29 protein-coding genes and 2 pseudogenes are annotated in these 26,584 nt (G+C 63.4%); 18 read left to right on the top strand and 13 right to left on the bottom strand.

Annotated features, from left to right (window positions below; translation table 11 throughout):
• Positions 1–105 precede the first annotated feature (105 nt).
• From RX329_RS35255 to RX329_RS35245, 3 genes are all read left to right on the top strand, one after another.
• A complete protein-coding gene (locus tag RX329_RS35255; protein WP_317245051.1) occupies positions 106–1,542 on the top strand; it encodes a lipopolysaccharide biosynthesis protein in 1,437 nt (478 codons plus the stop codon).
• Between the two features lie 181 nt (positions 1,543–1,723).
• Positions 1,724–2,773: a fatty acid desaturase gene (locus tag RX329_RS35250; RefSeq protein WP_018455677.1), complete on the top strand. Its 1,050-nt coding sequence runs from the start codon at positions 1,724–1,726 to the stop codon at positions 2,771–2,773.
• A 329-nt stretch (positions 2,774–3,102) separates the two neighbouring features.
• A complete protein-coding gene (locus RX329_RS35245; protein ID WP_317245050.1) occupies positions 3,103–4,659 on the top strand; it encodes a L,D-transpeptidase in 1,557 nt (518 codons plus the stop codon).
• Between the two features lie 24 nt (positions 4,660–4,683).
• On the opposite strand, the gene RX329_RS35240 is transcribed toward RX329_RS35245, so the two are convergent.
• The 3 genes from RX329_RS35240 to RX329_RS35230 all read right to left on the bottom strand — a co-directional run bounded on the left by RX329_RS35240 (position 4,684) and on the right by RX329_RS35230 (position 7,162).
• Positions 4,684–5,496, bottom strand: a complete 813-nt coding sequence (locus tag RX329_RS35240; protein WP_247294648.1) for a class I SAM-dependent methyltransferase — start codon at positions 5,494–5,496, stop codon at positions 4,684–4,686.
• A 114-nt stretch (positions 5,497–5,610) separates the two neighbouring features.
• Positions 5,611–6,147: a VOC family protein gene (locus tag RX329_RS35235; protein ID WP_247410398.1), complete on the bottom strand. Its 537-nt coding sequence runs from the start codon at positions 6,145–6,147 to the stop codon at positions 5,611–5,613.
• A 25-nt stretch (positions 6,148–6,172) separates the two neighbouring features.
• A complete protein-coding gene (locus RX329_RS35230; protein WP_317245049.1) occupies positions 6,173–7,162 on the bottom strand; it encodes a tripartite tricarboxylate transporter substrate binding protein in 990 nt (329 codons plus the stop codon).
• Between the two features lie 117 nt (positions 7,163–7,279).
• Here RX329_RS35230 and RX329_RS35225 point away from each other — a divergent pair, with 117 nt between their 5' ends.
• From RX329_RS35225 to RX329_RS35200, 6 genes are all read left to right on the top strand, one after another.
• Positions 7,280–7,981 carry a TetR/AcrR family transcriptional regulator gene (locus RX329_RS35225; protein ID WP_317245048.1) on the top strand — a complete coding sequence of 234 codons (702 nt, stop codon included), beginning with the start codon at positions 7,280–7,282 and terminating at the stop codon, positions 7,979–7,981.
• Complete coding sequence (locus RX329_RS35220) at positions 7,959–8,510, top strand: carboxymuconolactone decarboxylase family protein (protein WP_317245047.1); 552 nt, start codon at positions 7,959–7,961, stop codon at positions 8,508–8,510. The genes RX329_RS35225 and RX329_RS35220 overlap by 23 nt, the downstream gene beginning before the upstream one ends.
• Before the next feature lie 9 nt (positions 8,511–8,519).
• Positions 8,520–9,368: an SDR family oxidoreductase gene (locus tag RX329_RS35215; protein WP_317245046.1), complete on the top strand. Its 849-nt coding sequence runs from the start codon at positions 8,520–8,522 to the stop codon at positions 9,366–9,368.
• Between the two features lie 73 nt (positions 9,369–9,441).
• The gene (locus RX329_RS35210) at positions 9,442–10,023 is read left to right on the top strand and encodes a HutD family protein (protein WP_317245045.1); all 582 of its coding nucleotides are present in this window, start codon (positions 9,442–9,444) and stop codon (positions 10,021–10,023) included.
• 149 nt (positions 10,024–10,172) lie between these two features.
• A complete protein-coding gene (locus RX329_RS35205; RefSeq protein WP_085350341.1) occupies positions 10,173–11,357 on the top strand; it encodes an adenylate/guanylate cyclase domain-containing protein in 1,185 nt (394 codons plus the stop codon).
• A gap of 133 nt (positions 11,358–11,490) precedes the next feature.
• Positions 11,491–12,288 (top strand): adenylate/guanylate cyclase domain-containing protein, encoded by a 798-nt coding sequence (locus tag RX329_RS35200; RefSeq protein WP_247294637.1) that lies wholly within the window; start codon positions 11,491–11,493, stop codon positions 12,286–12,288.
• A 15-nt stretch (positions 12,289–12,303) separates the two neighbouring features.
• On the opposite strand, the gene RX329_RS35195 is transcribed toward RX329_RS35200, so the two are convergent.
• The 3 genes and pseudogenes from RX329_RS35195 to RX329_RS35185 all read right to left on the bottom strand — a co-directional run.
• Positions 12,304–13,137 (bottom strand): enoyl-CoA hydratase-related protein, encoded by an 834-nt coding sequence (locus RX329_RS35195; protein ID WP_317245044.1) that lies wholly within the window; start codon positions 13,135–13,137, stop codon positions 12,304–12,306.
• Positions 13,138–13,349: 212 nt separating this feature from the next.
• On the bottom strand, positions 13,350–14,351 hold the full coding sequence (locus RX329_RS35190) for an NADP-dependent oxidoreductase (protein WP_317245043.1): 1,002 nt from the start codon (positions 14,349–14,351) through the stop codon (positions 13,350–13,352).
• A gap of 61 nt (positions 14,352–14,412) precedes the next feature.
• Positions 14,413–15,255 (bottom strand): annotated as a pseudogene (locus RX329_RS35185) (oxidoreductase); the annotation flags it as partial.
• A 115-nt stretch (positions 15,256–15,370) separates the two neighbouring features.
• Between RX329_RS35185 and RX329_RS35180 the strand changes: the two are divergent.
• The 5 genes from RX329_RS35180 to RX329_RS35160 all read left to right on the top strand — a co-directional run bounded on the left by RX329_RS35180 (position 15,371) and on the right by RX329_RS35160 (position 18,427).
• Positions 15,371–15,922, top strand: a complete 552-nt coding sequence (locus RX329_RS35180) for a TetR/AcrR family transcriptional regulator (RefSeq protein ID WP_247294627.1) — start codon at positions 15,371–15,373, stop codon at positions 15,920–15,922.
• Between the two features lie 120 nt (positions 15,923–16,042).
• Positions 16,043–16,225 carry a hypothetical protein gene (locus RX329_RS35175; protein ID WP_018455661.1) on the top strand — a complete coding sequence of 61 codons (183 nt, stop codon included), beginning with the start codon at positions 16,043–16,045 and terminating at the stop codon, positions 16,223–16,225.
• A 25-nt stretch (positions 16,226–16,250) separates the two neighbouring features.
• Positions 16,251–17,123: an RNA polymerase sigma factor RpoH gene (gene rpoH / locus RX329_RS35170; RefSeq protein WP_317245042.1), complete on the top strand. Its 873-nt coding sequence runs from the start codon at positions 16,251–16,253 to the stop codon at positions 17,121–17,123.
• A 365-nt stretch (positions 17,124–17,488) separates the two neighbouring features.
• Positions 17,489–17,980 (top strand): Hsp20/alpha crystallin family protein, encoded by a 492-nt coding sequence (locus tag RX329_RS35165; RefSeq protein ID WP_317245041.1) that lies wholly within the window; start codon positions 17,489–17,491, stop codon positions 17,978–17,980.
• A gap of 156 nt (positions 17,981–18,136) precedes the next feature.
• Positions 18,137–18,427, top strand: a complete 291-nt coding sequence (locus tag RX329_RS35160; RefSeq protein ID WP_085350348.1) for a hypothetical protein — start codon at positions 18,137–18,139, stop codon at positions 18,425–18,427.
• A 69-nt stretch (positions 18,428–18,496) separates the two neighbouring features.
• Here RX329_RS35160 and RX329_RS35155 read toward each other — a convergent pair whose 3' ends face one another.
• From RX329_RS35155 to RX329_RS35135, 5 genes are all read right to left on the bottom strand, one after another.
• Positions 18,497–18,793: a hypothetical protein gene (locus RX329_RS35155; protein ID WP_026232997.1), complete on the bottom strand. Its 297-nt coding sequence runs from the start codon at positions 18,791–18,793 to the stop codon at positions 18,497–18,499.
• 105 nt (positions 18,794–18,898) lie between these two features.
• Positions 18,899–19,132, bottom strand: coding sequence for a hypothetical protein (locus RX329_RS35150; RefSeq protein WP_204513728.1), 234 nt, complete (start codon positions 19,130–19,132; stop codon positions 18,899–18,901).
• Between the two features lie 240 nt (positions 19,133–19,372).
• Positions 19,373–19,552 carry a hypothetical protein gene (locus RX329_RS35145; RefSeq protein ID WP_018455655.1) on the bottom strand — a complete coding sequence of 60 codons (180 nt, stop codon included), beginning with the start codon at positions 19,550–19,552 and terminating at the stop codon, positions 19,373–19,375.
• A 120-nt stretch (positions 19,553–19,672) separates the two neighbouring features.
• Complete coding sequence (locus tag RX329_RS35140; protein WP_018455654.1) at positions 19,673–19,882, bottom strand: hypothetical protein; 210 nt, start codon at positions 19,880–19,882, stop codon at positions 19,673–19,675.
• 139 nt (positions 19,883–20,021) lie between these two features.
• Positions 20,022–20,150 carry a hypothetical protein gene (locus RX329_RS35135; RefSeq protein WP_018455653.1) on the bottom strand — a complete coding sequence of 43 codons (129 nt, stop codon included), beginning with the start codon at positions 20,148–20,150 and terminating at the stop codon, positions 20,022–20,024.
• 262 nt (positions 20,151–20,412) lie between these two features.
• Between RX329_RS35135 and RX329_RS35130 the strand changes: the two are divergent.
• The 4 genes and pseudogenes from RX329_RS35130 (at position 20,413) to RX329_RS35115 (ending at position 23,143) form a co-directional block, all read left to right on the top strand.
• Positions 20,413–21,288, top strand: a pseudogene (locus tag RX329_RS35130) (alpha/beta fold hydrolase).
• Positions 21,289–21,351: 63 nt separating this feature from the next.
• Positions 21,352–21,678 (top strand): antibiotic biosynthesis monooxygenase family protein, encoded by a 327-nt coding sequence (locus RX329_RS35125; RefSeq protein WP_018455651.1) that lies wholly within the window; start codon positions 21,352–21,354, stop codon positions 21,676–21,678.
• A gap of 41 nt (positions 21,679–21,719) precedes the next feature.
• On the top strand, positions 21,720–22,574 hold the full coding sequence (locus tag RX329_RS35120; RefSeq protein WP_317245040.1) for a DMT family transporter: 855 nt from the start codon (positions 21,720–21,722) through the stop codon (positions 22,572–22,574).
• A complete protein-coding gene (locus tag RX329_RS35115) occupies positions 22,571–23,143 on the top strand; it encodes a CGNR zinc finger domain-containing protein (protein WP_085350352.1) in 573 nt (190 codons plus the stop codon). Before RX329_RS35120 ends, RX329_RS35115 begins: the two co-directional genes overlap by 4 nt.
• A 34-nt stretch (positions 23,144–23,177) precedes the next feature.
• Here RX329_RS35115 and RX329_RS35110 read toward each other — a convergent pair whose 3' ends face one another.
• Together RX329_RS35110 and RX329_RS35105 are read right to left on the bottom strand one after the other, a co-directional pair.
• Positions 23,178–24,932: an amidohydrolase gene (locus RX329_RS35110; RefSeq protein WP_317245039.1), complete on the bottom strand. Its 1,755-nt coding sequence runs from the start codon at positions 24,930–24,932 to the stop codon at positions 23,178–23,180.
• A gap of 80 nt (positions 24,933–25,012) precedes the next feature.
• Positions 25,013–26,566 (bottom strand): ATP-dependent nuclease, encoded by a 1,554-nt coding sequence (locus tag RX329_RS35105; RefSeq protein WP_317245038.1) that lies wholly within the window; start codon positions 26,564–26,566, stop codon positions 25,013–25,015.
• Between the last annotated feature and the right edge of the window lie 18 nt (positions 26,567–26,584).

The raw sequence follows: 26,584 nt of genomic DNA, 5'->3' as shown, positions 1-26,584 counted from the left end.
TGTGACACTCTTGAGAGATGTTGCGGCGCAATTCGTTCGCCCCGCCATGGTCCAATTGATGAACGGCCGTCACACTCGCAACAATGTTGTCGGTCCCGTGCTCGCATGCTGAACCGCCATTTCTCGATTTATCTCGTCGCCTACATCCTGCCTGCGGCGGTGGGTTTCTTCGCCGTCACGGCCTACACGCGACTGCTGACGCCGGCGGAGTACGGCGTTTATGTCGTCGGCATCAGCCTGGCCGGCATTCTAGGCGCGATCTTCTTCGCCTGGATCAAGCTGTCGGTGTCGCGCTATCAGGCGATGTCGGCCGAGGTGGATTTCCGCGGCACTGCAATGGTCGCCTTCGCGCTCACCGTTGCCGTCCTCTGCGCCACCACGCCGCTGGTTTTCCTGTTCCGCAATGATCTCAGCGTTGGGCTGCTGCTTGCCAGCATGTTCGTCGCGATCATGGCGAATGCCGTCGACGTCGGCCAGGAGTTCGAGCGCGCAAAACTGCGCCCTTACAGATTCGCGGCGATCTCGATCGTGCGCAGCGTGTCGAGTGTCGGTTTCGGCCTGCTCGGCATCTGGCTGGGCTGGGGTGGACTGGGACTGCTCGCCGCATTCGGCCTGGGTTCGCTCGCGGGGATCATCCTGAACCTCGTCGGTGACCGCACCAGGATCGCGCGCTTTCAGCGCAGCCAGTTCGTGCAGCTCGCGCGCTACGGCCTGCCGCTGACGCTGGCCGGATTGTCGGTTGCGGTCTACTCGGCCTGCGACCGCCTCATCGTGGCTTATTTGCTCGGCAAGGACGCCGCCGGAATCTTTGGCGTCGCCGCCGATCTGCCGCGACAGTTCATGGTCATGATCGCCTCCAGCGTCGCCGCGGCGACCGTGCCGTTGGTGTTCCGGTCATTGTCGGAGAAAAACACCGAGACGACGCGGGAGCGGCTGACCGAGAGCCTCGAGCTTCTGCTCGTCGTGGTGGCGCCCGTCGCGGTCTGGCTCGCGCTCGTAGCCGACCAGGTCGCCGGCACGCTCGTCGGCGTCGACTTCCGCGCCGGCGTGTCGGTATTGCTGCCGACCCTGGTGCTCGCGCGCTTGTTCGGCATCGCCAATCAGTTCTATGTGCAGATCAGCTTCCAGCTTGCCGAGCGACCGTTCATGCTGGCGGCGCAGTCGTTCCTGACGCTGGTCGTCAGCGTGGCGTTGATGTTCGTGCTGGTGGCCGGCCATGGTCTCTACGGCGCGGCGCTGGCGACCCTTGCAACCGAAGCGATCGGTTTCCTCGTTGCCGTCGTGCTGATGCATCGCGCCCATCCGGTCCCGTTCGACCTCCACCGCCTCGCCGGCGTTGCGGTCTCCGCCGCGGCGATGGCGGCTGCGATCCTCGTGGCACGATCCCAGGTCAATGGCATCGGCCTCGTCCCGCTCATGCTCGTGAGCCTCGCCGGCGGGCTCGCTTATGCCGCTGCCGCGTGGTTGCTGAACATCGCAAACGTCCGGACGCTGTCGCTGCGTTTCCTGCGAACCTTCAACCGCAAGGCGCTGGGCGTTTAAGCCGCGATGCCTGACGAGGCTCGGCCTCAGCGTCTGAAGCTCTGAAAGCGCCGCCTGGCCTGGCGATGGCTCGGTTCCGACCGGAAGCGCACAGCCGCCCGGGTCTAGGGCGGAGGGCGATTTTGTTGCGTCCGTGGCCATAACTGTGCTTCTTGGGCGGCATGTCGGGAGCAGAGCAGATATGACCCAAGGAACGCCGGAAATCCGCGCATCGGCGCAGTTGCTTGCCCGCTATCGCGAGCCTGACAATACGCGGGGTGTCCTCGAACTGGCGATCACGGCGATCCCGTTCGTCGTCATCTGGGCTCTGATCTGGGTCGCTCTTGACCAGGGCTATTGGTTTGCCCTCCTGCTCGAGGTGCCCGCGGCGGGTTTGCTGGTCCGCCTCTTCATGATCCAACACGATTGCGGACACGGCTCGTTCTTCCGCGGCCGCGTTGCCAACGATTGGGTCGGCCGTGCCATCGGCGTGATGACACTGACGCCATACGGCTACTGGCGGCATAACCATGCGGGCCATCACGCGAATTCCGGCAATCTCGACCACAGGGGCTTGGGCGACATCGATACGTTGACCACGCGCGAATTTCTCGGGCGGTCGCGATGGCGCCGGACGCTGTATCGCTTGTATCGACATCCCCTCGTGATGTTTGGCGCCGGTCCCTCGTATTTGTTCATCTTGAAGCACCGATTGCCGGTCGGGATGATGCGTCGCGGCTGGAAACCCTGGCTGAGCACGATGGGCACGAACATCGCCCTCGCGGTTCTCGCCGTCACGATGATCTGGCTGGTCGGCTATGGGCCGTTGCTGCTTGTGCATCTGCCGATCGTTGTCCTGGCGGCGTCGATCGGTGTGTGGCTGTTCTACGTCCAGCACCAGTTCGAGCACACGCACTGGGCCCACGACGAGACCTGGAACTTTCACGACGCCGCGCTGCACGGCAGCTCTCACTACCAATTGCCGGGCGTCTTGCGATGGTTCACGGCAAATATCGGCGTCCACCACATCCATCATTTGTCCAGTCGAATTCCCTGCTATCGCTTGCAGGACGTATTGCGCGACCATCCGCAGTTCGCTGGTGTCGGGCGGATCACGCTGCTCCAGAGTTTGCGGACCGTGCGGCTGACCTTGTGGGACGAGGAACGGCAGCGGCTCGTCTCCTTTGGAGAGGCAGCCTTGTTTGGCAAGGCAGCCTTGTTTGAAAAGGCAGCCTTGACTCCAGTGGCTTAGCTTTACGCCGCCCCGCGCGGCCGCCGACCGGCGTGAATTCGCGCGATCGGAACGCGATGGGCGTCTAGCGGCCGTTCAACGTGGCTTCGCCGTCCGACGCCGGGCGCTGGCAGCCGTGTCACCGATCCCCGGTCATTCTGTCGCAGCGATAGACCGCCAGCTTCGGCCGCGCGGCGCCCTTCCGCCTGCGTTATCCGTCGTATATGAGATTTATCGCCGGAACGTGCCGAATGTCGCCACAGACGGAACGTAAGGCGGCTGCGATTTCTTAATTCAAAGATCGCAATCTGATCAATGACCGGCGGACTGGCATTTCGACCGAGGATGGCATGAGAAACCTGATGACAACGGCGCAATCCACCTTGGCGATGCGGCGTTGGGGGCCCCCCGGAATTGTGACCCTGGCGGCAATGCTCGCCTTTGCGGCCGTGGCTCCGGCCAATGCGGCCAAGCAGGCGCGTCAGCCGGCCGAGGCGGTGGCACCGCGCGAGGCTGGCGAACCGATCATGGCGATCGTGTCGATCAAGAGCCAGCAGGTCACCTTCTACGACGCCGAGGGCTGGATTTTTCGCGCGCCGGTGTCCACCGGCACGACGGGACGCGAGACGCCGGCCGGCGTCTTCGCCATCATCGAGAAGGACAAGGACCACCACTCGACCATGTATGACGACGCCTGGATGCCGAACATGCAGCGCATCACCTGGAACGGCATCGCGCTGCATGGCGGGCCGCTGCCCGGCTACGCCGCTTCGCATGGCTGCGTGCGGATGCCGTTCGGCTTTGCGGAGGGCCTGTTCGACAAGACCAACATCGGGATGCGGGTGATCATCTCGCCGAACGACGCGGCTCCGATCGACATCGTTCATCCCGCACTGTTCATGCCGAAGCGGGACGCCATTGCGGCGGCGCCGGGCCAAATTGGCAGGCTCTCCGGCGAGGCCGAGGAGGCCACAAGGGCGGCCGACGAGGCCAAGAAGGCCGCGACGGCGGCCGCGAAAGAGGCGGCATCGCTGCCGGCCTCGTTGCGCAAGCTGGAACAGCAGAAGACCCGCGCCGACGCCGAGCTCGCCTTCGCCGACAGGCAGCTCGCGGCCGCCAAGACCGATCAGGCCCGCGCCAAGGCCGAGGAGCTGAAGCAGAAGGCCGCCACCAAGGCCGCCGACGCGGCGACGCAGCTCGATGCCGCCAAGAGCGCCGCACAACCGAAGCGCGACGCGGTGGCTGCCACGAAAGAGGCCGCCAAGGCGGCAGCGGCCAGGAAGGCCGATGCCGTGAAGGCCGCGACCGACGCAAAGCTCGCACTCGAGCCGGTCTCGGTCTACATCAGCCGCGCGACGCAGAAGCTCTACGTGCGGCGGAACACGCACAAGCCGGCACCGGACGGCGGCGGCGAGGTGTTCGACACCAGCATCGAGGTTCCCGTCACGATCCGCAATCCGGATCAGCCGCTCGGCACGCATATCTTCACCGCGATGGCGAAGACCGACACCGGCCTGCGCTGGAGCGTGGTCACGATCGAAGACAGCGACAACGCCAAGAACGCACTCGACCGCATCACCATCCCACAGGAGGTGCTCGATCGCATCGCGCCGACCGCGTTGCCGCGCTCCTCGATCATCATCTCGGACGAGCCGCTGAGCAGCGAGACCAACTACCGCACCGAGTTCGTCGCAGTGCTGAGCAACCAGCCCCAGGGCGGTTTCATCACGCGCAAGCCGACCGCGCCTCCGATGGCCATGGCGAGCGATGACGGCTGGGACAATGGCGGCAACGGTTTCGGCTTCTTCTTCCAGCGCGATCCGAATCCGCAGCCCGTCAATCCGCGCCGGCGCGGCCAGTATCAATATTATCAGCCGGCACAGCCGATGCAGCGGGGCTTCTGGTAGGAGCGGGCGGATCGAAGCTCGCCACTATCGCCGCGCCTCGATGACGATAGCCTGGATCTTGCCTTCGATCGGTCCGGACCCATGGCGCGTTCGGATCGCCTCGGCAACGATGTCGGTCGCAGCCTGAAGCTTGCTGGCATCGCGTGCCTCGATCTCGCTGCGCAGCGGCGTGCCCTGGCAGAGCGCGATCGCGACGTGCTCGGGCGACGGGGCCCGGCTTATTTCAGCTCGCGTTTCGATCGATATGTCACGGAAGCCTGCGCGTTCGAGGTCGGTTCTGATGACGGCCTTGTCGTGATAGCCGTGCGGCGTCCGGGCCATGAAACGAGGCGGGTCGTCGGGAAACAGCTTTTCGAGCGCGACGGTCGCTTCATGCGTCAGCACATTGTCCTCGATGCGATCCCAGACGTTGAACACGAACGTGCCATTGCCGTTGAGGACGCGCTTCACTTCCCCGTAGGCCTTCACGCGGTCCGGAAAGAACATGGCGCCGAACTGGCAGCAGACCACGTCGAAGGCTGCATCGTCGAAGGGCAGGGCCGAGCCGTCGGCCTGGCGCCACGAGATTCGATCGTCGTCTGCCTGACGCTGCGCCGCGACGGCGAGCATCGGCTCGTTGAGGTCGGTCGCGACATAACGAACGCCGCGCGGCAGCGCCGCCGCCACCGCGCGCGTCACGGCGCCGGTGCCTGCCGCGATCTCGAGCAGCACGGAGGGAGACCGGGCCGCGACACGTCTTGCGATGTCGTCGGCGTAAACGGCGAAGATCATCGGCACCAGATATTCGTCGTAAAGCTTCGGGATCGAGCCGGCGAAAACCTTGTCAGTGTTGGACATGCTTGCCTCGCTGAAGTTCGGAGACGAGGCTCACGTTACCATGGATTGCCGTCTACCGCGCCAGCAGCACGGTGAACCCGGCTGATTCCTGCATCGCCTTGCTGGCCGCCTGCGTCATCGGCTCCCGCCGACCTCGCGGATCGGCCGCGTGCCGTCCCAGCTCAAAGCAGCCTGCCGGACCTTCTCGAAGAACGGCCCCTTGGTGCCGCTGATGTCGGAGATCTCGATCACGGTGCCTGGATGGGCCTGGGTGTCGAAATAGGCAAAGCGCCCCTTGTCGCCGCCGATCTGGCCCTCGTGGCCGATCCTGTAGCCGAGCCCGAGCGCCCTGTCGTAGAGCGCCTGGTAGTCGTGGCTCCAGTAGGACATGTGCTGAAGGCCTTCGTGGCCGGACTCGAGGAACTCCCTGTACAGCGAGGGCGCGTCGTTGCGCTGCTGGATCAGCTCGATCTGGAGATCGCCGGAATTGGCCAGCGCGATGCTCATCTCGACGGCGGAGTTTTCGCCGCGATGGCAAAACCAGTCGGTCTTGACGCGGTCCATGTAGTACCAGGGACCGACGCCCATCACCTCGATCCAGTGCTTCATCGCGGAGTGGATGTCCCGCACCACATAACCGTTCTGGCGTACCGCGCCGAAGATGCGGCTCATGCCCGCGCTCCTCTTGTCAGCTTGATCACTTCAGTTCAATGCCCGCGTCCTTGGCAACCTGCTTCCAGGCCGCGATGTCGCGGGCGTTGATGTCACGCTGCTCGTCGCCCGGCACGAATTGCGGCGTGATGCCAAGCCCCAGCAGCTTCTCCTTCACCTCGGCATCGGCGAGCGCGTCCTTCAGCGCCGCGGACAGCTTTCTTGCGATCGGTTCGGCAAGCCCCGCAGGCGCATACATCGCCCAGGACAGGCTGCGGTCGAACGGCACGCCTTGTTCCTTGTAGCTTGCGACATCCGGCAGGCTCGGCGAGCGTTCGCCGCAGGCGGCCAGCGCCTTGATCGAGCCGTCCTTCACCAGCGGCGTCGCGGTCGCCATGTCGAGTGTCGCCAGCGAGATGTGGCCGCCGAGCAGATCGCCGGCCAGTTTGGCGATGCCGTTGAACGGCACGTGGTCCATCTTGATTCCGGTCTGCTGCATCAGGATTTCCGCGCAGAACTGTCCGGTCGAGCCGACGCCCCAGCTTCCGTACTGGATCGGCTCGCCCTTCCTGGCCAGCGCGATCAGGCCCTTGATGTCGTTGGCGGCAAAATCCTTGGTCGCCACCAGCATGATCGAGGACGTGCCGATGCGCCCGATCGTGGTGAAATCCTTGATCGAATCGTAAGGCAGTTTCGGATAGATCGCCGGCGCCAGCACATGCGTGGTCATGCCGCCTACGGTGATGGTGTAGCCGTCATTCGCCGACGCCGCGACCATCTGGGTGCCGAGCGTGCCGGCAGCCCCGGTGTGGTTCTCGATATAGACGCTCTGTCCGAGCGTCTTGCCCATCCTGTCGCCGAGCAGTCGTCCGATCACGTCGCCGCCGCCACCGGCCGCATAAGGCAGCAGCATCCTGATCTTGTGCGTGGGATAGGCGGCCGGATCCTCGGCCCGCGCAGGCAGCACTGCCGAGAACGTTATGACCAATGACAAAGTTGCGGCGCGCAGCAGACGAAAATGGACGAAGCGCGCCATGACCTGATCTCCCCAGATTGCTCTCCGCTTCTTTTGAGAGCGGAGTTGAAGCGCAAGACCGAACGAGCGATCGTGCCGGCGCTTGACTAGCGAACGATCGTTCGTTAGTCAAGCCGCATGGCTGTCCACACCACCAGCGCGGCGGAAGCGGCTGCGCCCACGACCCGCGCGCGCATTCTCGCCGAGGCGCTCGATCTGTTCGCGCAGAGCGGCTATGGCGGCGCCTCGATGCGCGAGCTCGCGCGTCGCGTCGGCATTCGCGAGAGCAGCCTCTACAATCACTTCGCCGGCAAGGCCGCGATCCTCGAGGCGATCGTCAGCGAGCACGGCCCGGCCAGCTCGGCGAGCCGGCTGGAAGAGCCGCGCTACAAGCAGCTCGCGCGCCAGCCCGCCGCGTTCTGCCGCCAGTTTGCACTGGATCTCGTCGAGCAATGGTCCGATGTGCGCGAGCACCAGTTCCAGAAAGTGATCACCGCCGAGCGCAACCGCGTGCCCGGCATCCGCGCCAAATTCGCCGATCATTTCTATGCGCGCGAGCAGAGCATGATGACGGATTATTTCCGCGGCTTTGCGCTCGCCGGTCTCGTCTCGACGCCGGACCCACGCGAGACCGCGCGGCTGTTCGCGGCCGGGCTGATCTACATCCGTCTCGAGCATTACGTGATGGGCGCGGCACCGTCGCCGCGGCCGAAGGTGATCGAGGCGATCGACAGCTATCTCACCTTCTTCCTGTCGCTGATCGCGGCGGATGGCGGGACACAGGACAATAAGAAACGAAAAGCCAAGGGAGAGACTCGTGGCAAGGCTGCCCCTGATTGATCCGGAGACGACGAGCGGCGACATCCGCGCCTCGTTCGACCGCATGCCGGTCAAGCTGAATATTTTCCGCATGATGGCCCATGCCGAGGCCAACATGATCCCGGCGATGCGGCTCGGCAATTCGATCCTGCACAAGCAGAAGCTCAGTGCGGTCCATCGCGAGCTCCTGATCCTTCAGGCCGCCCAGCTCGAAGGCGGTGCCTATGAATGGCGCCAGCACGTGCCGATCGCGCTTGGTGTCGGCTGCACGCAAGCACAGATCGATGCGGTCGAGCGCGCCGATTACGATGCTGCCGGTTTGAGCGAGGCCGAGCGCGCGCTGCTGAAATTCGGCCGCGAAGTGGTCGAGCACGTTCGCGTTCCCGAGCAGATCTTCGCCGCCATGCGCGCGCATTTCAGCGACCAGGAGATCGTCGAATCCATTGTCGCGCTCGGCTTCTACATGATGCTGGCGCGTGTCACCGAGGCGACCGAGACCGATCTCGACCCGGCAGCCGGCATGAAGGTCTACGACAGCGGCAAGAGATAGGCGGCGCGCATGCGTGAGAATTCCGAGACCAGGCTGGAGCGCTATGTTCGCGCGCCGAGTACGGAATCGCTGGGCGAAGCGCCGGGCAGGGGACGCCTTGAGGGGCGTCGCATCCTGATCGTCGGCGGTGGCCAGCGTGTGTTCGACGCCGCCACCGATCCGATCGGCAACGGCCGCGCCATGAGCATTCTTTGCGCGCGCGAGGGCGCGAAGGTCGCGGTCGCCGATCTCAACCACACCTCCGCGCAGCAGACCGTCAAGCACATCACCGACGAAGGCGACGAGGGCTTTGCCATCACGGCCGATGTCACCTCTGAATCCGACGTCCAGCGCATGATCGAGGAAGCACATCGCGCCATGGGCGGGCTCGACGGCATGGTCCTCAACATCGGCACCTTCGGCAAGGTCGGCCTCGACGCCGTCAGCCCCGAGGAGTGGAATGCGATCTACGACGTCAACGTTCGCGGTCCGATGCTGTGCTGCCGCGCGGGCCTGCCGAAATTCGGCAACGGCGGATCGATCGTCTTCATCTCCTCCATCGCCGCTCTGAAGGCCGGCTCGCAGATGGCGGTGTATGATTCCTCGAAAGCCGCGCTCGGCGGCCTCATGCGCAACATCGCCCATCTCGGATCGCGCCGCGGCATCCGCGCCAACCTCGTCTATCCCGGTCTCGTCGACACGCCGAACGGTCGCGAGGCCGGCGCCGGCCGCCCCTCGCGCGGCAAGGGTCACGTCCCGTTCGGCCGCCAGGCCACCGCCTGGGAAATCGCCTATGCCGTGCTGTTCTTCCTCTCGGACGAGAGCGTCTACGTCACCGCGCAAACGCTCGCGGTCGATAGCGGCCTGAGCGGGATGTGACGTCGATCCGTAACAGGCTGCGGCTCGACGCGACAGTTTCGCAGGGCCTGCTCATCTGATAAGCCTCAAAGGCATGAAAACCACACTGCTGAAATCCGAAGACTACGCCCGCTCGCCCTGGAAGAACGGCGGCGGCATCTTCACCGATATTGCGGATGCCCATCGCGCTGAATCCGTGAAGGATTGGGACAGCCTGCTCTGGCGCTTCGCGACCACGCCGATTGTGGCGCCGGGGCCATTCTCCCATATGCCCGGCATCGACCGCCTGCAGATGGTGGTCGGCGGACGCGGGCTGGTGCTGAAGTCGCCCACCGAGGAATTCGACGAGCGCGAGCCGTTTACGACGGTGCGCTTCACCGGCGAGCTCGAGATCGTGACCCGGCTCGAGGAAGGGCGAGTCGAGGTGGTGAATTTGATGGGCCGGCGCGGTGCGGTCGCGCTTGAGCTCGAAGCGCTTAAGGAGCCCGGTGAGCGGCGATTTTCCGCCGGCACGCATCTAATTTATGCGGCGCGCGGCGACTGCACTATCCGTCTCGAAGGCACGGATTTTTCGATTTCGCACGAAAACACCTTGAAAGTCGAACTGACGGGGGCATCGACGCTTGCGCTCGTCTCGGGGCTGGCCGTGCTGGGCTCTATCCAGATCGTCGGCTGAACGGCGTTCCAGCCCACCAGAGCGATGCGCACAATCCGTGCAACTGGCTAGGTTGACGCCGTCGCGCCGGAGCACGATATCTGCCCTGATGCAGCCGCCGCCCAAAAGCCAAAGCACGATATGGGCGGCCACGATATGAACGGGCAGATATGACCGCGCCAGAGAACAAATCCGCCACGCTGTCCGACGGCGTCGTCGACTGGTTGATCAACGGCACGCGCGACCAGCGCTTTATCGACAATATCTTTGCCGAGATGTGCATCCGGCTTCAGCAGGCCGGCATTCCGCTGGCGCGCTCAACCCTTCACGTGCTGATCCAGCACCCGCAATGGCTGGGCGCCCGCTTCATGTGGGCCGACGGCATGCGCGAGGCAGAGATTGCACGGGTCGACCATGACGTCCGCGAGCGGTCTGAATATATCGGCAGTCCCGCCAACGAAATGTTCGACGGCGCGACCGAGTTGCGCGAAAATCTCGAGCAGGACCCAGCGCTCGGCCGCAAGCACGCGCTCTACCGCGAGATGCGCGCGCAGGGCCTCACCGACTATGTGGCTTGGCCGCTCTATCATACGCTCGGCAAGCGCCATCTCGTCACCTTCGCGACCAACCGGCCCGGCGGCTTCGACGACACCCATGTCGCTGCCCTCAAGAACTTGTTGCCTGTGCTGGCGCTGGTCAGCGAGATCCGCGTTAAGAATCGATTGGCGCGAACGCTGCTCGAGACCTATGTCGGCTCCCATGCCGGCGAGCTCATCCTGGCCGGCGCCACGCGGCGCGGTACCGGTACGACGGTGCGCGCCGCGATCATGATCTGCGATCTGCGCGACTTCACCAAGATTTCCGACAATTGGCCGCGCGACGACGTCATCGATCTGCTCAACGATTATTTCGACGCGATGTCGGAGCCGATCGCGCGGCATGGCGGCGAGATCCTGAAATTCATCGGTGACGGCCTGCTCGCCATCTTTCCGCTGAGCGAGCCCAAGGCCTGCGCAAACCTGCTGCATGCCGTGACCGAAGCCAGGCAGGCCATGATCGCGTTGAACGCGCGCAACGACGGCACCGGCCGAGCGCCGCTGAACTACGGCATCGGCGTCCATGTCGGCGACGTCATGTACGGCAATATCGGATCGTCCACCCGGCTCGACTTCACCGTGATCGGTCCCGCCGTCAACATGGCCTCACGCCTCGAAGCCTTGACCAAGCAATTGGGAAAGAAAGTGTTGCTGTCACGCGACTTTGCCGAGCTGGTCGAGCGAGAGTTCGAGCTGGAGCATGTCGGAAAATATGAGGTGCGCGGCTTCAGCGATCCGATCGAGCTTTTTGCGTTTTGAAGATGACGGAGGCCCCCGGCTAAGCAGCGGGCGATCATCGAGTCCTGTTGCCAACGCAGGATTGTGTGACTACGCTCGGTGCGAAGCGCAACCAAGCGTTTCGTCCAAGCGTGTCATCGATCGGCCGCAGTACATGCCAAAATTCCTCCGCATCGGAATCCATCAGTCGAACGTATCGGGTTACACGTCGAAGGCGTGGTGTGTCCGGCGCGTTGGCACGGCGATCCTCCTGAAATGGGGCGCCGTGGAAGTCCAGGGCGCGGGTGACGGACGAAAGGTCTACTGGACGCGTCTGCCGCAGCAGAAGACAGTTCGCTGCGGCAGCGCGCAGCGTGCCCAGGATTACGCCAAGGCCGCGATCGCGCGGCGCCGCAATCATCGCTATGAACCGCTGACCGGCGCGATCGTGCTCCGGCGCCGACCGGCCGCAGGCAACACCGAGCTCAAGCGGGCGCTTGCCACGATCCTGATCGTCGATATCGTCGGCTCCACCGCAAAAGCCGCAAAGCTCGGCGATGTCCGCTGGACCAAGATCATGGGCCATTATTACGCGGCGGTCCGCAAGGAGCTGAAGAGCTCGCGCGGCAAGGAAGTCACGACGACGGGCGACGGCGTGCTGGCGACGTTCAAGACGCCGGCCGCCGGAATCAATTGCGCGACCGCGATCCAGAAGGCCGTGCGTACGCTCGGCCTCGAGATCAGGGTCGGCCTGCATGCCGGCGAATACACCGTGAGCGGCACTGAGGCGGTCGGCCTGGCCTTCCACATCGGCACCCGCGTCGCCGCAAAGGCGAGCGCCGGCGAGGTGCTGGTGTCGAGCGCGGTGAAGGAGCTGATGGCGTCGCAGTCGGCGATCAACCTGAAAGATCACGGCATTCACCGGCTCAAGGGCGTGCCGGAAAAATGGAGACTCTATAGAGTGGAGGGGTGAGAGTGGGTGAAGCTCTCACCGTCCTTCGTAAACGGGTGGACGCTTCTGTGCCTCGGCATCCCGCCCTTCCTGGAAGTCCCTGGTCGTGAGCAGCGCACGATATTGGTCGCCAAGTTGGGCAAGCGCGGCCTCGGGGTCTTCGAGCGCAAGGTGCGAGGACGCAATCGAGGTCTTGATGCCGAGGGGAGCGCATGCGGCGATCTTCTCGGCGATCTCGACGGCCTTCGCGCGAGCGGCGTCGCGGTTTGTTGCCACCTCCTGAACCGTTCCCATCCGGAGCGCTTCGTTCGCATCCCAATGATCGCCCGTCAGAATGAACCGCATGGCATTTCCCCAGCCGGCTTCTCGTGGGAAGCGAACGGTTGAGCCGCCGCCGGGAAAGCGGCCGTGCGTGTTCTCGTCCTGGCCGAAATCCGTGTCTTCCGATGCTATGCGGATGTCCGCAACGAGGAAGATTTCGTGCGCCATATTCCAGGTATCGCCATGCACCGCGACAATCAGCGGCTTGGTGAGCGCCGGTTTGGTCCGCCCGAGAGGGTCGATGAAGCGGGGTCCCTCCATCATCGTCCTTCCCGATTGAGCAAATGCCTTGTAAGCGTCGACATCGACACCTCTGGAGAAGCGTTCGCCGTAGCCGAACAGAACCGCTGCACGCAGCGAGGGATCTCGATCGTACTGGTAGTAGGCTCTCGCCAGGCTCTCTGTCGCCTCCGGGTCCAGCCGATTGTCGATGCCAGGCCGGTTGATGCCGATCAGCACGATGTGGCCTTTGCGCTCGATGGTGATCTTCGTCCGCTCACCGTACGGAATGTCCGCCATCGGCGCGGACTCGTCAGATTGTGACATCATGGATTCTGTCTTCCCGTGCTGATGAGAGCGCTGCAGCGATGATGTGGTATCATGCAGAAGATTGCATCAGGCCCGACATGGGCGATCGTGCGTATCGGAAAACGCATCTGCGTTTTCGAAACGACGATGAACGAGGGTGTGGGCTCAAGAGCGTGCCGGAGCGGTGGCGGGGTGGGGACTGAGGCGATTGCGCGCGGGGCGGATCCACGCCCTCATCTCATCTGGACGACGATTTTCCCCTTGGCTCGTCCCTTTTCGAGATAGGCCAGCGCGTCTTTCGCCTGTTCGAACGGAAAGACCTTGTCGATCACCGGCCGGATACGCTCCGCCTTGAGAAGCTCGCCGATCTCGGCGAGTTGCCTGCCGTCCGGGTGCACGAACACGAACGAATACTCCGCGCCGATCTTGCCGGCGCGGCGAATGATCTTGCGGCTCAGCCATCCGAACAGGAACACCATGACGACGTTCATCCCGCGGTCGCGCGCGAACGCGGCGTCCGGCGGCCCGACCAGCGAGGCAATCCTGCTCCCCCGCTTCAGGATCCGAAGCGATGTCTCGACCGCATCGCCCCTGAGCGTGCCCAGCACCGCGTCGTAGTCCCGCAGCACTTCCTCGAATTGCTGGGTCTTGTAGTCGATCACCTCGTCAGCCCCGAGGCTGCGCACCAGATCGATATTTCCAGTGCTGGTCGTCGTCCCCACTTTGGCGCCGAAATATTTCGCGAGCTGGATCGCGAACGTGCCGATCCCGCCGGCGCCGGCGGGGATGAAGACTTTCTGGCCGGGTTTGAGACGTATGCGCTCCCTAAGAGCTTGCCACGATGTCAGGCCGACCATCGGGATCGAGGCCGCGTGCACGAAGTCCAGGTTCGGCGGCTTGAGCGCGGCGGCATCCTCCGGCACGGTCGCGAATTCGGCGAGAGCGCCTGTGCCGAGATCAAAGATGCTGGCGAAGACGGCGTCGCCCGGCTTGAAGCGGGTCACGCGGCTTCCGACCTCGACGACGACGCCCGCCAGGTCGCTGCCCAGCGTGGCCGGCAGTTCAAACTTCAGGATCGGCTTGAACGTTCCCTTCGGAATCATGTTGTCGATCGGGTTCAACCCCGCGGCATGAACCTGGACCAGGATTTCGTTCGGCTTCGGCGTCGGCCGCGGGATATCGGCCAACGCGATCTGGTCCGGCTTGCCGTAGCGCTTGAACACGAGGGCTCTCATTTTTTCTCTCGGTCCGAAGGTTCTTCGCACTGGCAAGATTGCGGCCCTCAGAAAGCCCGCGCGTGCGGGCGGGCTGCAGCGCCGCCGTCGCATCCAGCCGCAAATCCTTTCGGATTCCGGCATCCACCAGGGCTGCGGGCGCGAACCGGCGCAGAAATCGCAGGCGCTTCGCAAGGCTGCCGGCCGCGTATTTGAGTTGCGGGCGCACCGCGCTCGCGGCCTTCAGCACGGCATCGGCCACGACGCCGGGCTGTTCGGCCGTCGCCATCACCTCGTTCACCCGCTTGGTCACGCCGGCGCGCGCCTCGCGATATTCGTCGAGCGTGGCGTCGGGCTCCATGAAGTTCGCGTCGAACGGCGTCTTGGTGTAGGCGGGCTCGACTACGGAGACCCGGATGCCCCGCGTGCGCAGTTCATGGTCGAGCGATTCCGAATAGCCTGCCACGGCGTGCTTGGTCGCGGCATAGAGCGCGCCGTAAGGCATCGGCAGAAAGCCGAGCACTGAGCCGATGTTGATGATGCGGCCGCTTCCATGGCGCCGCATGTGCGGCACGACGGCGCGCGTCATCCGGATCAGGCCGAAGAAGTTCGTCTCGAAAATCGCGCGCGCCTGCTCCATCGAGCTCTCTTCCGCGCCGGCAGGGGCAACGCCGAAGCCGGCGTTGTTGACGAGCAGGTCGATGCGACCCTCGCGCCGGATCACTTCGCCGACGGCGGCTTCCACCGATGCATCGCTGGTGACGTCGAGAGCCAGCATCTCGAATGCCTGCTTGCCCGCCTGCGCGCCCCGCCTGCTGGTGCCGAACACCTTGTAGCCGGCGTTCGCGAGTCGCTCCGCCGTCGCCTGGCCGATGCCTGAGGAGGCGCCGGTCACTAGCGCGATCTTCGGTGTAATCCTGTTCATAATGCCTCTCCGACGCCACTACCGGGCCTGAAATCGTTTGATTACGATCGTAACTATTGATATACATGACGATCGTAATTATAAAAGTCAAGCCCCGCCTCTAAGGATCGGTCGCATGCGCGTCTCAAAGGAACAGGCCGCCAAAAATCGCGAGCATATTCTCGAGACTGCCTCGCGCCTGCTGCGGGAGCGCGGCATCGCCGGCGTCGGTGTCGACGCACTCGCCGAGGCGGCCGGGATGACGCACGGCAGCCTCTACAGCCAGTTCGGCTCCAAGGAGCGGCTGGTCGAGGAGGCGGTGGCCCATGCGATCGACGCCAAGGGTCAGGAATTCCCCGAGGCCTTCGAGCTCGAGGACTATGTTTCGCACTATCTCTCGCCGGGGCATCGCGACGATCCCGCCGCCGGCTGCCCCTTCGCTGCGCTCGCCTGTGAAGTGTCACGTCAAAGCGGCGGCCTGAAGCAGCGTTTCACCGCCGGCGTGCGCGGCGTGATCGGCTTGCTGAGCAGCCGAATGGCCACCGATCTGAAGCCACGCCAGCGCGAGGACAAGGCGCTCGCCGCCGCCGCCTCCATGGTGGGAGCCCTCGTGCTTGCCCGCGCCGTGGACGATCCCAAGCTGTCGGACGATATTCTTCGCGCGACGAGGAATTCGCTGGCGGGGTGAGGCCGCGTCCCGGCGGGGCGCCGAAAGTCCGGAACAAAATTCCGGTGACGACGTTCGACGTCGCGGACAGCCAAAAGCGATGGCTGCCGATCTTCGACATCGACATACTTTCGAACGCGCATGGATGACTACAGCGATCTGGTGCTCGGCATGTTGGCCCTGGCCGTCGCTGCCCTCCTGTTGGTGGCGGGCGAGCTCTATCTCGTGACCCGGCCAGAGCCGCCGCAAACTCACGCGCCGGCCCCACCGGTCGTTACATCGTCGGCCGAAACCATTTTTTGTCATGTCGATTTTGGAGCGTAAGCAGACCAACTCGAAGAGGTGGGCAATGGGAAGCACTGCAACTGTTCCGATGCTGTCGTCTGAGGGCGGATTGACACATTACCTGGCGGAAATTCGCAAGTTTCCGATGCTGCGGCCCGATCAGGAAATCGCCTACGCCAAGCGATGGCGCGAGCACGGCGACCGCGAGGCAGCCTATCATCTCGTCACAAGCCATCTGCGGCTCGTTGCCAGGATTGCGATGGGATATCGCGGCTACGGCCTGCCGGTTGCGGACATCATTTCCGAAGGAAACGTCGGCCTGATGCACGCCGTCAAGCGCTTCGAGCCGGAGCGCGGCTTTCGGCTCGCGACCTACGCGATGTGGTGGATCAAGGCGTCGATCCAGGAATACATCCTGCGGTCCTGGTCGCTGGTCAGGATTGCCAACAGCGGGGCGCAGAAGAAGCTGTTCTTCAAGCTTCGCCGGACCAAGGCGGAAATTTCCGCCCTGGAGGATGGTGATCTCCGCCCCGAGCACGCCAGCCGGATCGCGCGGCGGCTCGGCGTGCAGGAGAACGACGTCATCGAGATGAACCGGCGCCTCGGCGGCGACCTGTCGCTCAATGCCTTGGTGCGCGACGCCGACGGCGGCGAAGTCCAGGACTGGCTCGTCGACCCCGCGTCCAGTCCTGAAGCCGAATACGCCGAGCGGGAAGAAACCAGACGGAGGCGTGAAGCCCTCGCCGGCGCCATGGGCGTCCTCAAGCCGCGCGAGCGCGACATTCTCGAGGCGCGTTGGCTATCCGAGCCGCCGCTGAGACTTGAGCAGCTCGCGGCACGGTATGGCGTTTCACGCGAGCGGGTGCGGCAGATCGAAATGCGCGCGTTCGAAAAGGTTCGGGCTGCTATCGGCGGGCGCCTGGCAGCCGGCTCTTGAAACCAAATCGCCGCCTCCTAATTCTTTTGGCAGCCGCATGCGAGTGCGGTGCCGGACGCCAAAGCAGGGTCCGGCGAGGCCATCGGGGCTCGCCCCGGTGATGCTCTTAATCCATGTTGCTCACAGGAGGATGTGGTTATGAGAACCGACGATATGTCTCCCTTCTGGCGTTCGACCATCGGTTTCGACCGCCGTTCCGCCGCGTCGCATCGCGATCGATGCTGCCGGCAATGCCGACCCGAAATCGAGCACAAGCAGGCGGCCTGACGAGTTGATCGTCCGGGCTTTGCAGCGCGTGCGTGGCCCTCGCCGCGCGCCGAGCTGCGCCAATCGACAATCAAGACAGGAGATAAGGAGAAACGACAATGGCACTACGCGATCTCATTCCGTGGAACAACGGCTCACGCAATATGGCCGTTCAGCGCGGCGAAGCCGGCAACCCGCTGCTTGCGCTTCATCGTGAGATGAACCGGCTGTTCGACGACGCCTTCCGCAGCTTTGATCTCAGTCCGTTCGGCTCCTCGACCGCAATGGGCTGGCCGAACGTCGAACTCGACGAGAGCGACAAGGAAGTCAAGGTCGTCGCCGAGCTTCCCGGTCTCGAACAGAAGGACGTCAACGTCGAGCTTGCAAACGGCGTGCTGACGATCAGCGGCGAGAAGAAGAGCGAAACGGAAGACAAGGAGCGTCTCTTCAGCGAGCGTTACTATGGCCGTTTCGTGCGGCGCATTCCGGTCGATGACGTCGACCAGGACAAGGTCGCGGCTTCCTTCAACAACGGCGTTCTCACCGTCACCCTGCCGAAGTCACCGGCGGCACAACAGAAGGTGAGGCGCATCGCGATCAACGGCAAGTAAGCATGAAGCGGCGGGCGGGAGCCGCCGCTCTCGCCCGCGCGCGGCCGGCGGCCGCATTCGCGTCCGTCGGCTCGCTGCAAAATTTTCCGGAACGCTCGGAAACTTCAATTCCGGTCTGGCGTTTTGCGGTCGGTTTCCAAGTTCTGGGAGTCGCATATGAAGAAACTTGCTTTGGTCCTGACGATGATCTCGGCCCTGTTCGTGGCGGCGGCCTCGCCGGCGCAAGCCCATGGCTGGCGCGGCGGCTGGCACGGCCATTGGGGCGGTCCCGGCATCGGCTTCGGTCTTGTTGCCGGTGCGCTTGCGGCGGGGCTGGCGGCCGATGCCTATTATGGCCCGCGCTACTATGGCCCGCCCTACGGCTATTATGGACCGCGCGTCGTGCGGCGGGCCTATTATGTGCCTTACGCCTACGCTCCACCGCCCTATTGGGATCCCTGGTGGTGACGAGACAAGGCCCGGATCATCATCCGGGCCTTTTGCGTGAGGGCAATCGGTCAGCGGTTCGCGGCGCGCCTATTTGCGGTTCGCTCCCGTCGAGCCTGAGCCCGGCATGGCCTGCTGACCGCCCTGGGTTTGCCTGGTGTCGTTGTCGCCTGGCCGGGTCGTGGAGGACTTGGCCGGTGCGTTCGCGCCGCCGCCATTGTTGTCCGATGACGTGTTGAGGCCGGAGGCTCCCGCTCCCGTCGTGCCGCCGGTGCCTGAGGAGTCGATGCTCGACCCGGTCCTGGACGCACCCGCGCCGCCTTGCGCGAATGCGGAAGAGGGGAATGCGAGAGCCGCAACGAGCCCTGCGAGAACCAGTTTTTTCATGTCCGCTCCTGTGCTTGACGTCGTCACATGCCATGCCGAGGCAAAGATCTCGGCATGCACCTGTTCCTGCACGGGAGCGGAAATCCCGCGACAAGCGACGATGAATCATCCCGAGCTCATCGCGCGCGGAGCGATCCGTTCCTGCGCTTGCGGCGTCAACTCGTAGCGGTCGCCCGTTTTCACCAGCCAGCCCGCCTCGATCATGCGTCGCGTCATGCCCGCGCTGCACAGCGGGTGGCTGCCGCCGGGATGAAACAGCGCGCCCTCGCGTTCGATCAGGTAGCCGTAGAGCCGCGCCTGTCGAAGCGGGTTTTGCATCCCTGGTGTGGGCGCCTCCATGGTCTCTCGCGCAGTCCTCCAAGACGGCCTGAGATGCCGGGCCGATCCCCCGTCAGGCGGCCCCGGCCTGTGGCCCGGGGGCGGGGCTTCGAGCCGAGGCCGCCATTGCCGGAATCGCAAGGACCCGGCGCGGCCCAATACGCAACGGCCCCAGGTCGTTCCAACGACGTCGTTCCTGCGAGCTCGGTCCTACAAACTATCCGTTGCTCTTTCCGGATGGGTGTCGGCAAGGCGAATTGCCTAGGCCGACCATCGATCCTGCTCTTCCTGGTGAGCATGCTCGTTCAGCCGTTCGGCGATCTGATCCGCGATCTTCTCCGACTCGGCCGAGGCCACCGGCTCGCCCTTGTGGGTCCTGAGCTTGTCCTTGTCGGCTTCGATGGGGAAATCGTCGGGCTTCAGTCCGGCATCTTTGGTCATGGTGCGCCTCATTGTGTCTCGCATCCGGAAAACACGGGCGAGGGCCGTTCGTTGCTGGAACAATGAAGGCGCAATCGAAAGCCACAGCCTGGCGCAAGCGCCGCGCGGCCCGCGCTTTGCTCAGGCCCCGCCGACGGCCCGGATCACGGTCCCGCTGCCGCCGCACGTCGCGCAGGGCGCGCCGTCGATCCGCCCCTTGCCATGGCAATCCGGACACACATCTTCGCCGGTGCCCATCGTCCCCGGTGCGGCTTCATCCCCGGGGTTGAGCGCCGCCGAACCCGTCGGCGGTGTCCCGGTCTTTACGCCCTCCGTGTCGGTCTTGGTCATCTGCAGCTCCCTCGAAAAGACCGCAACGCGTCTTGCCGCAGGAAGTGCCAATCGTGATGTCAGATGCGGTGCACGTCAGTCGCGAGCCTGCGCAACCTGGGAAAGTACGCCGTCCGCATTGGAGGCCATCACCTCATCATCACCGCACGCCCGTGCCTTTGCAGCGCTGGCACTTCACCACCTTGTCGCCCTTCTTGAGCAGGCCTTTGCCTTCGCAGTTCTTGCATTTCTGCTTCTTCTTGATGTTCGGGCCTTTTTCATTGGTCATGGACGGCTCCTGCCGCGAAAGAGCGGTTGATTGAGCATTGTATGGGCGGGTTCTCGGCGAGAACACGCAGCGTTTCTGGTGGGCAGCCCAGCGGAACAGCCGAACGGTGCCAGATAAGCCCTACGCTCATGTCGGCTGCGGCACCACCCGCACAACGATGGCGCGTGATCGCGCCGATTGTTCGTCGCCACACGGCTCCCTAGCCTCGGAACGTTCACCGCCTAAATTCATTTAGGTGGTGTAAAGACGATGGAGGCCTTGAATGGCGAGCGGACTGGCGCACCGGCGCTTGGCGTTGAACGGGATGTCGATCTTCTATCGCGAAGCGGGACGCGCCGGCGCGCCGGTCCTGCTGCTGCCGCACGGCTATCCCTGTTCCTCCTTCCAGTTCCGCCGGCTGATGCCGGCGCTCGCCGACCAATGGCGGACGATCGCGTTCGACTGGCCGGGCTTTGGCTACAGCGACACGCCCGACCCGTCGGAATTCGCCTATGATTTCGATGCCTATGCAGACGTGCTGGCCGGCCTCGCCGATGCGCTCGGCCTCGGACGATACGCCTTGTGGCTCCACGATTACGGCTCCCAGATCGGGCTAAGGCACGCGATCGCTCACCCCGAGCGGATCGCCGCGCTCATCATCCAGAACGGCGATATCTATGAGGATGTGCTGGGCCCGAAATACGCGACCATCAAGGCCTGGTGGGCCGACAAGACGCCGGCGAGGCACCGCCCGCTCGAGGAGGCTGTTAGCGAGGATGGCTTTCGTGCGGAGTTCGTTGGCGAAGTGACGGACGACGTCGCTGCCCGGGTGCCGCCCGACCTCTGGAAGCTTCATTGGCCACTCATGGACACGCCAGTGCGCCGACAGGTCTGCGTCGGGCTGATGGAGAAGCTGGAGGAGAATCTCGGCTGGTTCGCGCGCTAGCAGGCGTATCTGCGCGAGCACCGTCCTCCAACGCTCGTGGTGTGGGGCCCCGAAGACGGATACATGCCGGCCGAGTCCGCCCGCGCCTATCGCCGCGACTTGCCTGATGTCGATCTGCACCTGCTCGACGGCGCCGGACACTGGCTGCTCGAGACGCATTTCGATGAGGCGCTGCCACTGGTCCGCGCCTTCCTTGCGCGTGTCCATGCCTGATCGTCCCACGGCGCGGCCTTCGCCGCGCTGGTGTCCCTTCGCCGCCTAAAGGAGGAAGCAAGCATGCCAACCAATCCTTCCATCGCACGAATCTGGCGTGGTCGTACCCGGCGGGACATCGCCGACAGCTACGAGCAATATCTGCGCGCTGAAGGCATTCCGCCGCTCGAGAAGACGGCGCTCGGCGTCCAGCTGCTGCGCGAGGACCTTGACGAGGAGACATGGTTCACGACCATCTCTTACTGGTCCGACATGCAGGCAATGACTGCCTTCACCAAGGGCGAGCCGACCAAGGTGCATCACCTCGACCGCGATCCCGAACTCCTGATCGAACTCCCTCAAAGGGTGGAAATCCACCGCGTTCTGGTCGATCGGTACGGCATGCGCTGAGCACGACGGTGCGCAACTTTGTCCTGTTCGCCGCAATGTCGTTGATCTGGGGGCTGACCTGGGCCGCCATCAAGGTCGGGCTCGGCGATCTGCCCCCGCTGCTGCTCGCCGCCGCGCGATACCTGCTGGCGGCCGCACTGCTGGCCATCGGAGTGCGTGGCACCGGCGCCGCATTCGCCGAAGGCCGCGCACGGCCAACGATCGTTTCAGCTCTGCTGGTCAACACCGGCACCTACGGCTTGCTGTTCTGGGGGATGCAGCACGTGCCATCAGGGCTGTCGGGGCTGGTCAACCTTACCCTGATTCCGGTCGTGCTGTTTGCCCTCGCCGCGTTGACCGGCGAGGAGAGGCCGACCTGGCATCATGCCGTCGTGCTCGCGATCGGTTGTGTCGGTGTCATCGGGCTGTTCTGGGCGCGGCTCGGGGCCGGGTCCGATGCGAGCGGCCTTGGGCTCGCGGCGATCGTCGCCGCGACCGTAAGCTATTGCGTCGGCAGCGTGGTCGCGCGTCCGTTGGTCGGTCCGGTGAAGCCCCTGGCGCTGACGATGGTGCAGGCGGCGATCGGCGGCGCCGCCCTGCTCGTCCTTTCGCTGGTGCTGGAACCCGTATCGAGAGACACGCTCGACGCTTTCCTCACTCCGGCGGCAATCGGCAGCCTGTTGTTCCTGTTGCTGCTCGGAACGATCGTGGCTTATACGATCTATCTCGTGCTGCTGCGTGAATGGGGTACGATGCGCGCAGGTCTGTATGCCTTTGTCTCTCCGATCATCGCGCTTGGCACCGGTGCGTGGTTGTTCGGCGAGGCGATCGGCTGGCTCGAGATCGGCGGCGCTGCCCTCATGCTGGTGGCCGCCGCGATGGCGCTGCTCCGGCCTTGGGAAGAACGTCCGACGTGAAGCGTTTGCGCAGCATCGCCGATCGACCGCCGCCGCTTCACCGCGTAGCGGGGAATCTGGCGCTCGATTTCGCCAACACGATCAGCTGGCGCGGCACGGACCAAGAGGTCGATCACTTGCGCGACGCCGAGGGAATGCTGGCCTGGGCAAGGGATGCTGGACTGGTGGGCGTCGATTTTTCGCTTAATGCAAGGCAGCGGGCGTTGCTGGCCGAAGATGGCCGGCGCCTGCGCAACGCGATCGACAAAGTAGGCGCTGCGATCGCGGACGGCGATGAACCGCCGGCGCTGGGCATGGCGGTGATCCACGATGTTGCGGCCCGTACCTTCACGGCCGCATTGCTGACCGGTTCGCCGGCCACCATCGAATTCACGCACGGGGACCGGATCCTTGGTCCGCTTGCCTGGGCTGCGGTCGACCTGCTGCGCGGCGACGAACTCGACCGATTGAAACGATGTCCACAGCACGACTGCCACTGGCTGTTCATCGATCGCACCAAGAACAGATCCCGTCGCTGGTGCGAAATGGCCACCTGCGGAAACCGCGCAAAGATGCAATCGCGCCGGTAAGCCGACAGCTGCCTTGAACAACAAGCCTCCAGCTCTATTTTGCGCTCGAGAAAGCATCCGCTGCGTAGACGACCTTGCCGCCCACGACCGTCAGCAGAGACGCCGTGGCGCCAATCTGCTCGACGGGGACGGACAGGAAATCCCGATCGAGAATCGCGAAGTCGGCGAGCTTGCCGGTCTCCAGCGTGCCGCGCCGCGTCTCGTCGAAGCAGAACCACGCGCTTCCCACGGTGTAGAGGCGCAAGGCATCTTCGCGGCTGGGTGTTTCGTCCGGGCCGCGCGTCGAGAGTCCGCCGACGGTCTTGCCGTCGAGCATCCATTGCAGCGCCACGAACGGATTGTAGGATGCGACCCGATGCGCATCCGTGCCGGCCCCGACATGGACTCCCATGCGCAACGCCGTGGCGATGGGTGGCATGCTGCGGGCGGCTTCGCCCACCTGCGCCACGATACGGTCGCCTCCGAGATACATCGCGTCCTGCATGGTCCAGCCGACACCAAGGGCTTTCATGCGCGCCAGCGTCTCGGGCGAGGTGTTGTCGAGATGGGCGATGGACCAGCGCAACGGCGCGAGCGGCGTCTCCTTGTTGACCTCGTCATAGAGGTCCAGGAGGTGATGGACAGATTTGTCTTCCTGCCAGTGGATGGTGATTGTCATCCCTTGCTTGGCCGCCCAGCGAATGATCTCGCGGAACTTGTCCTTGGCGGCCGCGTCAGGCGCATTGTTGTTGTACATGGCGCCGGTGATCCGCTCGCCTAGTCCGTTGAACCGCAGCATGTCGTCGCCGAATCCCATCGGCAGGAACGGCGTGAGAGTCTTGTACTCGTCGAATTCCGCGCCGACATTCTGGGCGAACAGGCTGAAGGCAACGCGAACCGACAATGATTTGTCACGCCAGAGCTTTTGCAAGGCCGCGTAGTGGCTGGGATAGATGCTGAAGCCGCCGGGATCCACGATCCCGGTCACGCCGAGACGATTGAGCTCCGTGAAGAACTGCCGGGTCCCGGCGACATTCTCTTCGAAATTCGGCCTCGGCAGCCGATCGAACAGCGCGGAGATACTGACGATGGAGCCGTTGAGCCACCCCGTGGCGTCGCCCGATGCGGCGCGCTCAGTCGTGATACCGGCCGGCAACTGATCCGCGGACATCCCGAGGGCTTGCTGCGCTTTTGGCGTCATCAGCACCGCCGAATAGAACAGCTGGATGTAAGCCGGATTGTCGGGAACGGCCGCCATCACCTCGGCGAGCGTCGGCCGCCGCTTCTCAGTAAACTGCAATTCGCTCCAGCCGCCGGCCACGATGATCCAGGATGCCGGGCGCGCTGTTGCCGCCTGGCGCAAGCGTTCCATGGCCTCGGGAATCGTCTTTGCGCCGATCCAGTTGACCTCGGTTGCGTAGGTGAGGCCGGCGCGCACGGCGTGAATATGGGAATCGATCAATCCCGGAATGATGGTGCGTCCACCTGCGTCGACCCGGCGCGTCGCGGGCCCGATCAGGCCTTCCACGGCATCGTTGCCGCCAATAGCAACGATCCTGCCGTCGCGGACTGCGAGAGCCTGCGCGATCGTCGATGCGGGATCCAGCGTCACGAGCTTTGCGTTCGTGACAATGAGGTCGGCCTTTTGTGCGTAAGCCAAACCGGCCCAGCACGAGATCACCAAAATCGCCAGAAGCTTTCGCATTATCAGTCCCGGAATGAGAGAGGCCGGAGCGGCGCCACGCGTCCGCCGCCGGATGCGCTCGCGAACATCGCGTGTCGCAACGGGGAGTGTGGTGATCCTGACCATGATTGGCTCCAACAAAAAGGAGCGTCGGAGGCTCCAATGATTGAGGGGAAAGGGGGCATTTGGCGAAGGTCTTCGTTCACTCACGTCAGCATTTTGTTCATTTCTGCCAATAGATCGTAATATGCTGGCTCGATATCGGTCGGCTTCAAGGCGTCGAACAAAGCATCCTTCAGTTTGGTGATTTCTGCCTTCCGGTGCTCAGGTGTTACGGCGGCAGCAGCGAGCCATCTGTCGATGGTGCGTAATTTTGAATGATGTTGTCTTAGATCGTCTTCCTTCAGCGGCGCTAGGGCCGGAGTCCGAGAAGCTATCTCTTTAGCCAAAGGTAGAAATGCCGCAGGCTTGATGAAGTCCTCGCCGGTGACATGATCGACGCTGGTGCTGATTAGCTCATCATAACGTTTCCATATTCCATAACCTCGCTCCGATACGTAAGCTGCTTGATGCTCCCTGGCCGGTGCGTCACCATCGCTGATGATGAGGCAATTGCGATTGGCGAGCTCGATGAGGGGCGTTATGCTTTTGATGTGTTTCACGCCTCTCGCATGGCAAGCACCTATCTCTTTGAAGGCGGCCTTTAATAGGCTGTGCGAAGCTGGTACTCGTTTCAGCGCTGTTAGAAACAAATGCTTGTCACGCCAGCCTTCGAATATGATGTTTTTTTGCTTCAGTAACTCAAAAACTGAGTACCCGAGCGCGTTGTAGAGCACTTCTTCTGCGAATAGGTTGTCATCGTTCGCGACCTCTAATCGAGTTTCTTCGGTCGTCTTTGTTACGATAAGATGACGATCAACGCGCTCTCTATCGACCATGAAAATCGAGTGGGTGCTGTAAAGAACAACGTTCGACTCCGAAATTCTCAGAAGTTCGTCTCGCAAATAGCGGGCCCCGGATGGGTGCAGACTTATGTCCGGTTCATCCACCAAAAGAATCGTATTTACGAGTGTCCCGCTACGTACAATGACAGAAACCAGTAGAAGAAAGCTCACAAAACGTTTGAAGCCGTCGCTCCTTCTTGAGAAATCAAAAAGGTTTCTCTCGCGGACTCCAGGAATAATATCTTCCCCGTCGGGTCGCAATTCGAACTGAATTCCTTCGTATTCCTTCCAGACGGATCGAAAATGCTCTGTTGTTTTTTGGGCAACTCTCGAAAGGAGATTAATCAGGGCGTTTCTCGTGCCCTTTTGCGCTTCCGCAATGGATTCGGCGACATTGGCGATGCCTGCTAGCAAAAACATATTCTTCAGCGGAACACAGATTTCAGGGTTTGCAGCGAACGCCTCGATCGAAATCGAACTTGGAAGCAGATTGGCTTCTTTGTATTGCCATAGGAGGACTGCCGGAAGATTGTTTTGAACGAAGGACGCAACCTCTTCGCCGACGAGTTGAGATAAATCTTGCACGGTGGCTGGGACGAGGAGGTCAGCTGGCAATGCTTCCGAAACTGCACTTACGGAGATGAGCTGATAATCAGCTAACTTCTGTTGTGCCACCGAGATATCGAATGGCAAGCTTGATCGTTTTGTCCATTCCGGCAAGACCTCATAGAGATCGTCAGGAACATCCCAATAAACGCCTGAGCGGGTCCGCTTGATCACATCGACTTCAAAAGCGCCGTACGCGTACTTAGACACGAAGTCCTCTATGCTCAG

Origin of the sequence: Bradyrhizobium sp. BWC-3-1, assembly GCF_032917965.1 — a bacterium.
Classification (GTDB): Bacteria; Pseudomonadota; Alphaproteobacteria; order Rhizobiales; family Xanthobacteraceae; genus Bradyrhizobium; species Bradyrhizobium canariense_D.
The sequence above is the reverse complement of the archived record's forward strand: the minus strand, read 5'-3'. Positions and strand labels throughout refer to the sequence as shown.

Excerpts from the sequence above, each read along its gene's own strand:
- RX329_RS35125 (WP_018455651.1), top strand. The coding sequence starts at position 21,352 with ATGCCAACCAATCCTTCCATCGCACGAATCTGGCGTGGTCGTACCCGG.
- RX329_RS35235 (WP_247410398.1), bottom strand. The coding sequence starts at position 6,147 with ATGAGCCGCATCTTCGGCGCGGTACGCCAGAACGGTTATGTGGTGCGG.
- RX329_RS35240 (WP_247294648.1), bottom strand. The coding sequence starts at position 5,496 with ATGTCCAACACTGACAAGGTTTTCGCCGGCTCGATCCCGAAGCTTTAC.
- RX329_RS35145 (WP_018455655.1), bottom strand. The coding sequence starts at position 19,552 with ATGACCAAAGATGCCGGACTGAAGCCCGACGATTTCCCCATCGAAGCC.
- RX329_RS35135 (WP_018455653.1), bottom strand. The coding sequence starts at position 20,150 with ATGACCAATGAAAAAGGCCCGAACATCAAGAAGAAGCAGAAATGCAAG.
- RX329_RS35245 (WP_317245050.1), top strand. The coding sequence starts at position 3,103 with ATGAGAAACCTGATGACAACGGCGCAATCCACCTTGGCGATGCGGCGT.
- RX329_RS35255 (WP_317245051.1), top strand. The coding sequence starts at position 106 with ATGCTGAACCGCCATTTCTCGATTTATCTCGTCGCCTACATCCTGCCT.
- RX329_RS35110 (WP_317245039.1), bottom strand. The coding sequence starts at position 24,932 with ATGGTCAGGATCACCACACTCCCCGTTGCGACACGCGATGTTCGCGAG.
- RX329_RS35140 (WP_018455654.1), bottom strand. The coding sequence starts at position 19,882 with ATGACCAAGACCGACACGGAGGGCGTAAAGACCGGGACACCGCCGACG.
- RX329_RS35210 (WP_317245045.1), top strand. The coding sequence starts at position 9,442 with ATGAAAACCACACTGCTGAAATCCGAAGACTACGCCCGCTCGCCCTGG.
- RX329_RS35190 (WP_317245043.1), bottom strand. The coding sequence starts at position 14,351 with ATGAGAGCCCTCGTGTTCAAGCGCTACGGCAAGCCGGACCAGATCGCG.
- RX329_RS35195 (WP_317245044.1), bottom strand. The coding sequence starts at position 13,137 with ATGATGTCACAATCTGACGAGTCCGCGCCGATGGCGGACATTCCGTAC.
- RX329_RS35165 (WP_317245041.1), top strand. The coding sequence starts at position 17,489 with ATGGCACTACGCGATCTCATTCCGTGGAACAACGGCTCACGCAATATG.
- RX329_RS35150 (WP_204513728.1), bottom strand. The coding sequence starts at position 19,132 with ATGGAGGCGCCCACACCAGGGATGCAAAACCCGCTTCGACAGGCGCGG.
- RX329_RS35215 (WP_317245046.1), top strand. The coding sequence starts at position 8,520 with ATGCGTGAGAATTCCGAGACCAGGCTGGAGCGCTATGTTCGCGCGCCG.
- RX329_RS35230 (WP_317245049.1), bottom strand. The coding sequence starts at position 7,162 with ATGGCGCGCTTCGTCCATTTTCGTCTGCTGCGCGCCGCAACTTTGTCA.
- RX329_RS35175 (WP_018455661.1), top strand. The coding sequence starts at position 16,043 with ATGGATGACTACAGCGATCTGGTGCTCGGCATGTTGGCCCTGGCCGTC.
- RX329_RS35205 (WP_085350341.1), top strand. The coding sequence starts at position 10,173 with ATGACCGCGCCAGAGAACAAATCCGCCACGCTGTCCGACGGCGTCGTC.
- RX329_RS35160 (WP_085350348.1), top strand. The coding sequence starts at position 18,137 with ATGAAGAAACTTGCTTTGGTCCTGACGATGATCTCGGCCCTGTTCGTG.
- RX329_RS35155 (WP_026232997.1), bottom strand. The coding sequence starts at position 18,793 with ATGAAAAAACTGGTTCTCGCAGGGCTCGTTGCGGCTCTCGCATTCCCC.
- RX329_RS35200 (WP_247294637.1), top strand. The coding sequence starts at position 11,491 with ATGCCAAAATTCCTCCGCATCGGAATCCATCAGTCGAACGTATCGGGT.
- RX329_RS35180 (WP_247294627.1), top strand. The coding sequence starts at position 15,371 with ATGCGCGTCTCAAAGGAACAGGCCGCCAAAAATCGCGAGCATATTCTC.
- RX329_RS35225 (WP_317245048.1), top strand. The coding sequence starts at position 7,280 with ATGGCTGTCCACACCACCAGCGCGGCGGAAGCGGCTGCGCCCACGACC.
- rpoH (WP_317245042.1), top strand. The coding sequence starts at position 16,251 with ATGGGAAGCACTGCAACTGTTCCGATGCTGTCGTCTGAGGGCGGATTG.
- RX329_RS35250 (WP_018455677.1), top strand. The coding sequence starts at position 1,724 with ATGACCCAAGGAACGCCGGAAATCCGCGCATCGGCGCAGTTGCTTGCC.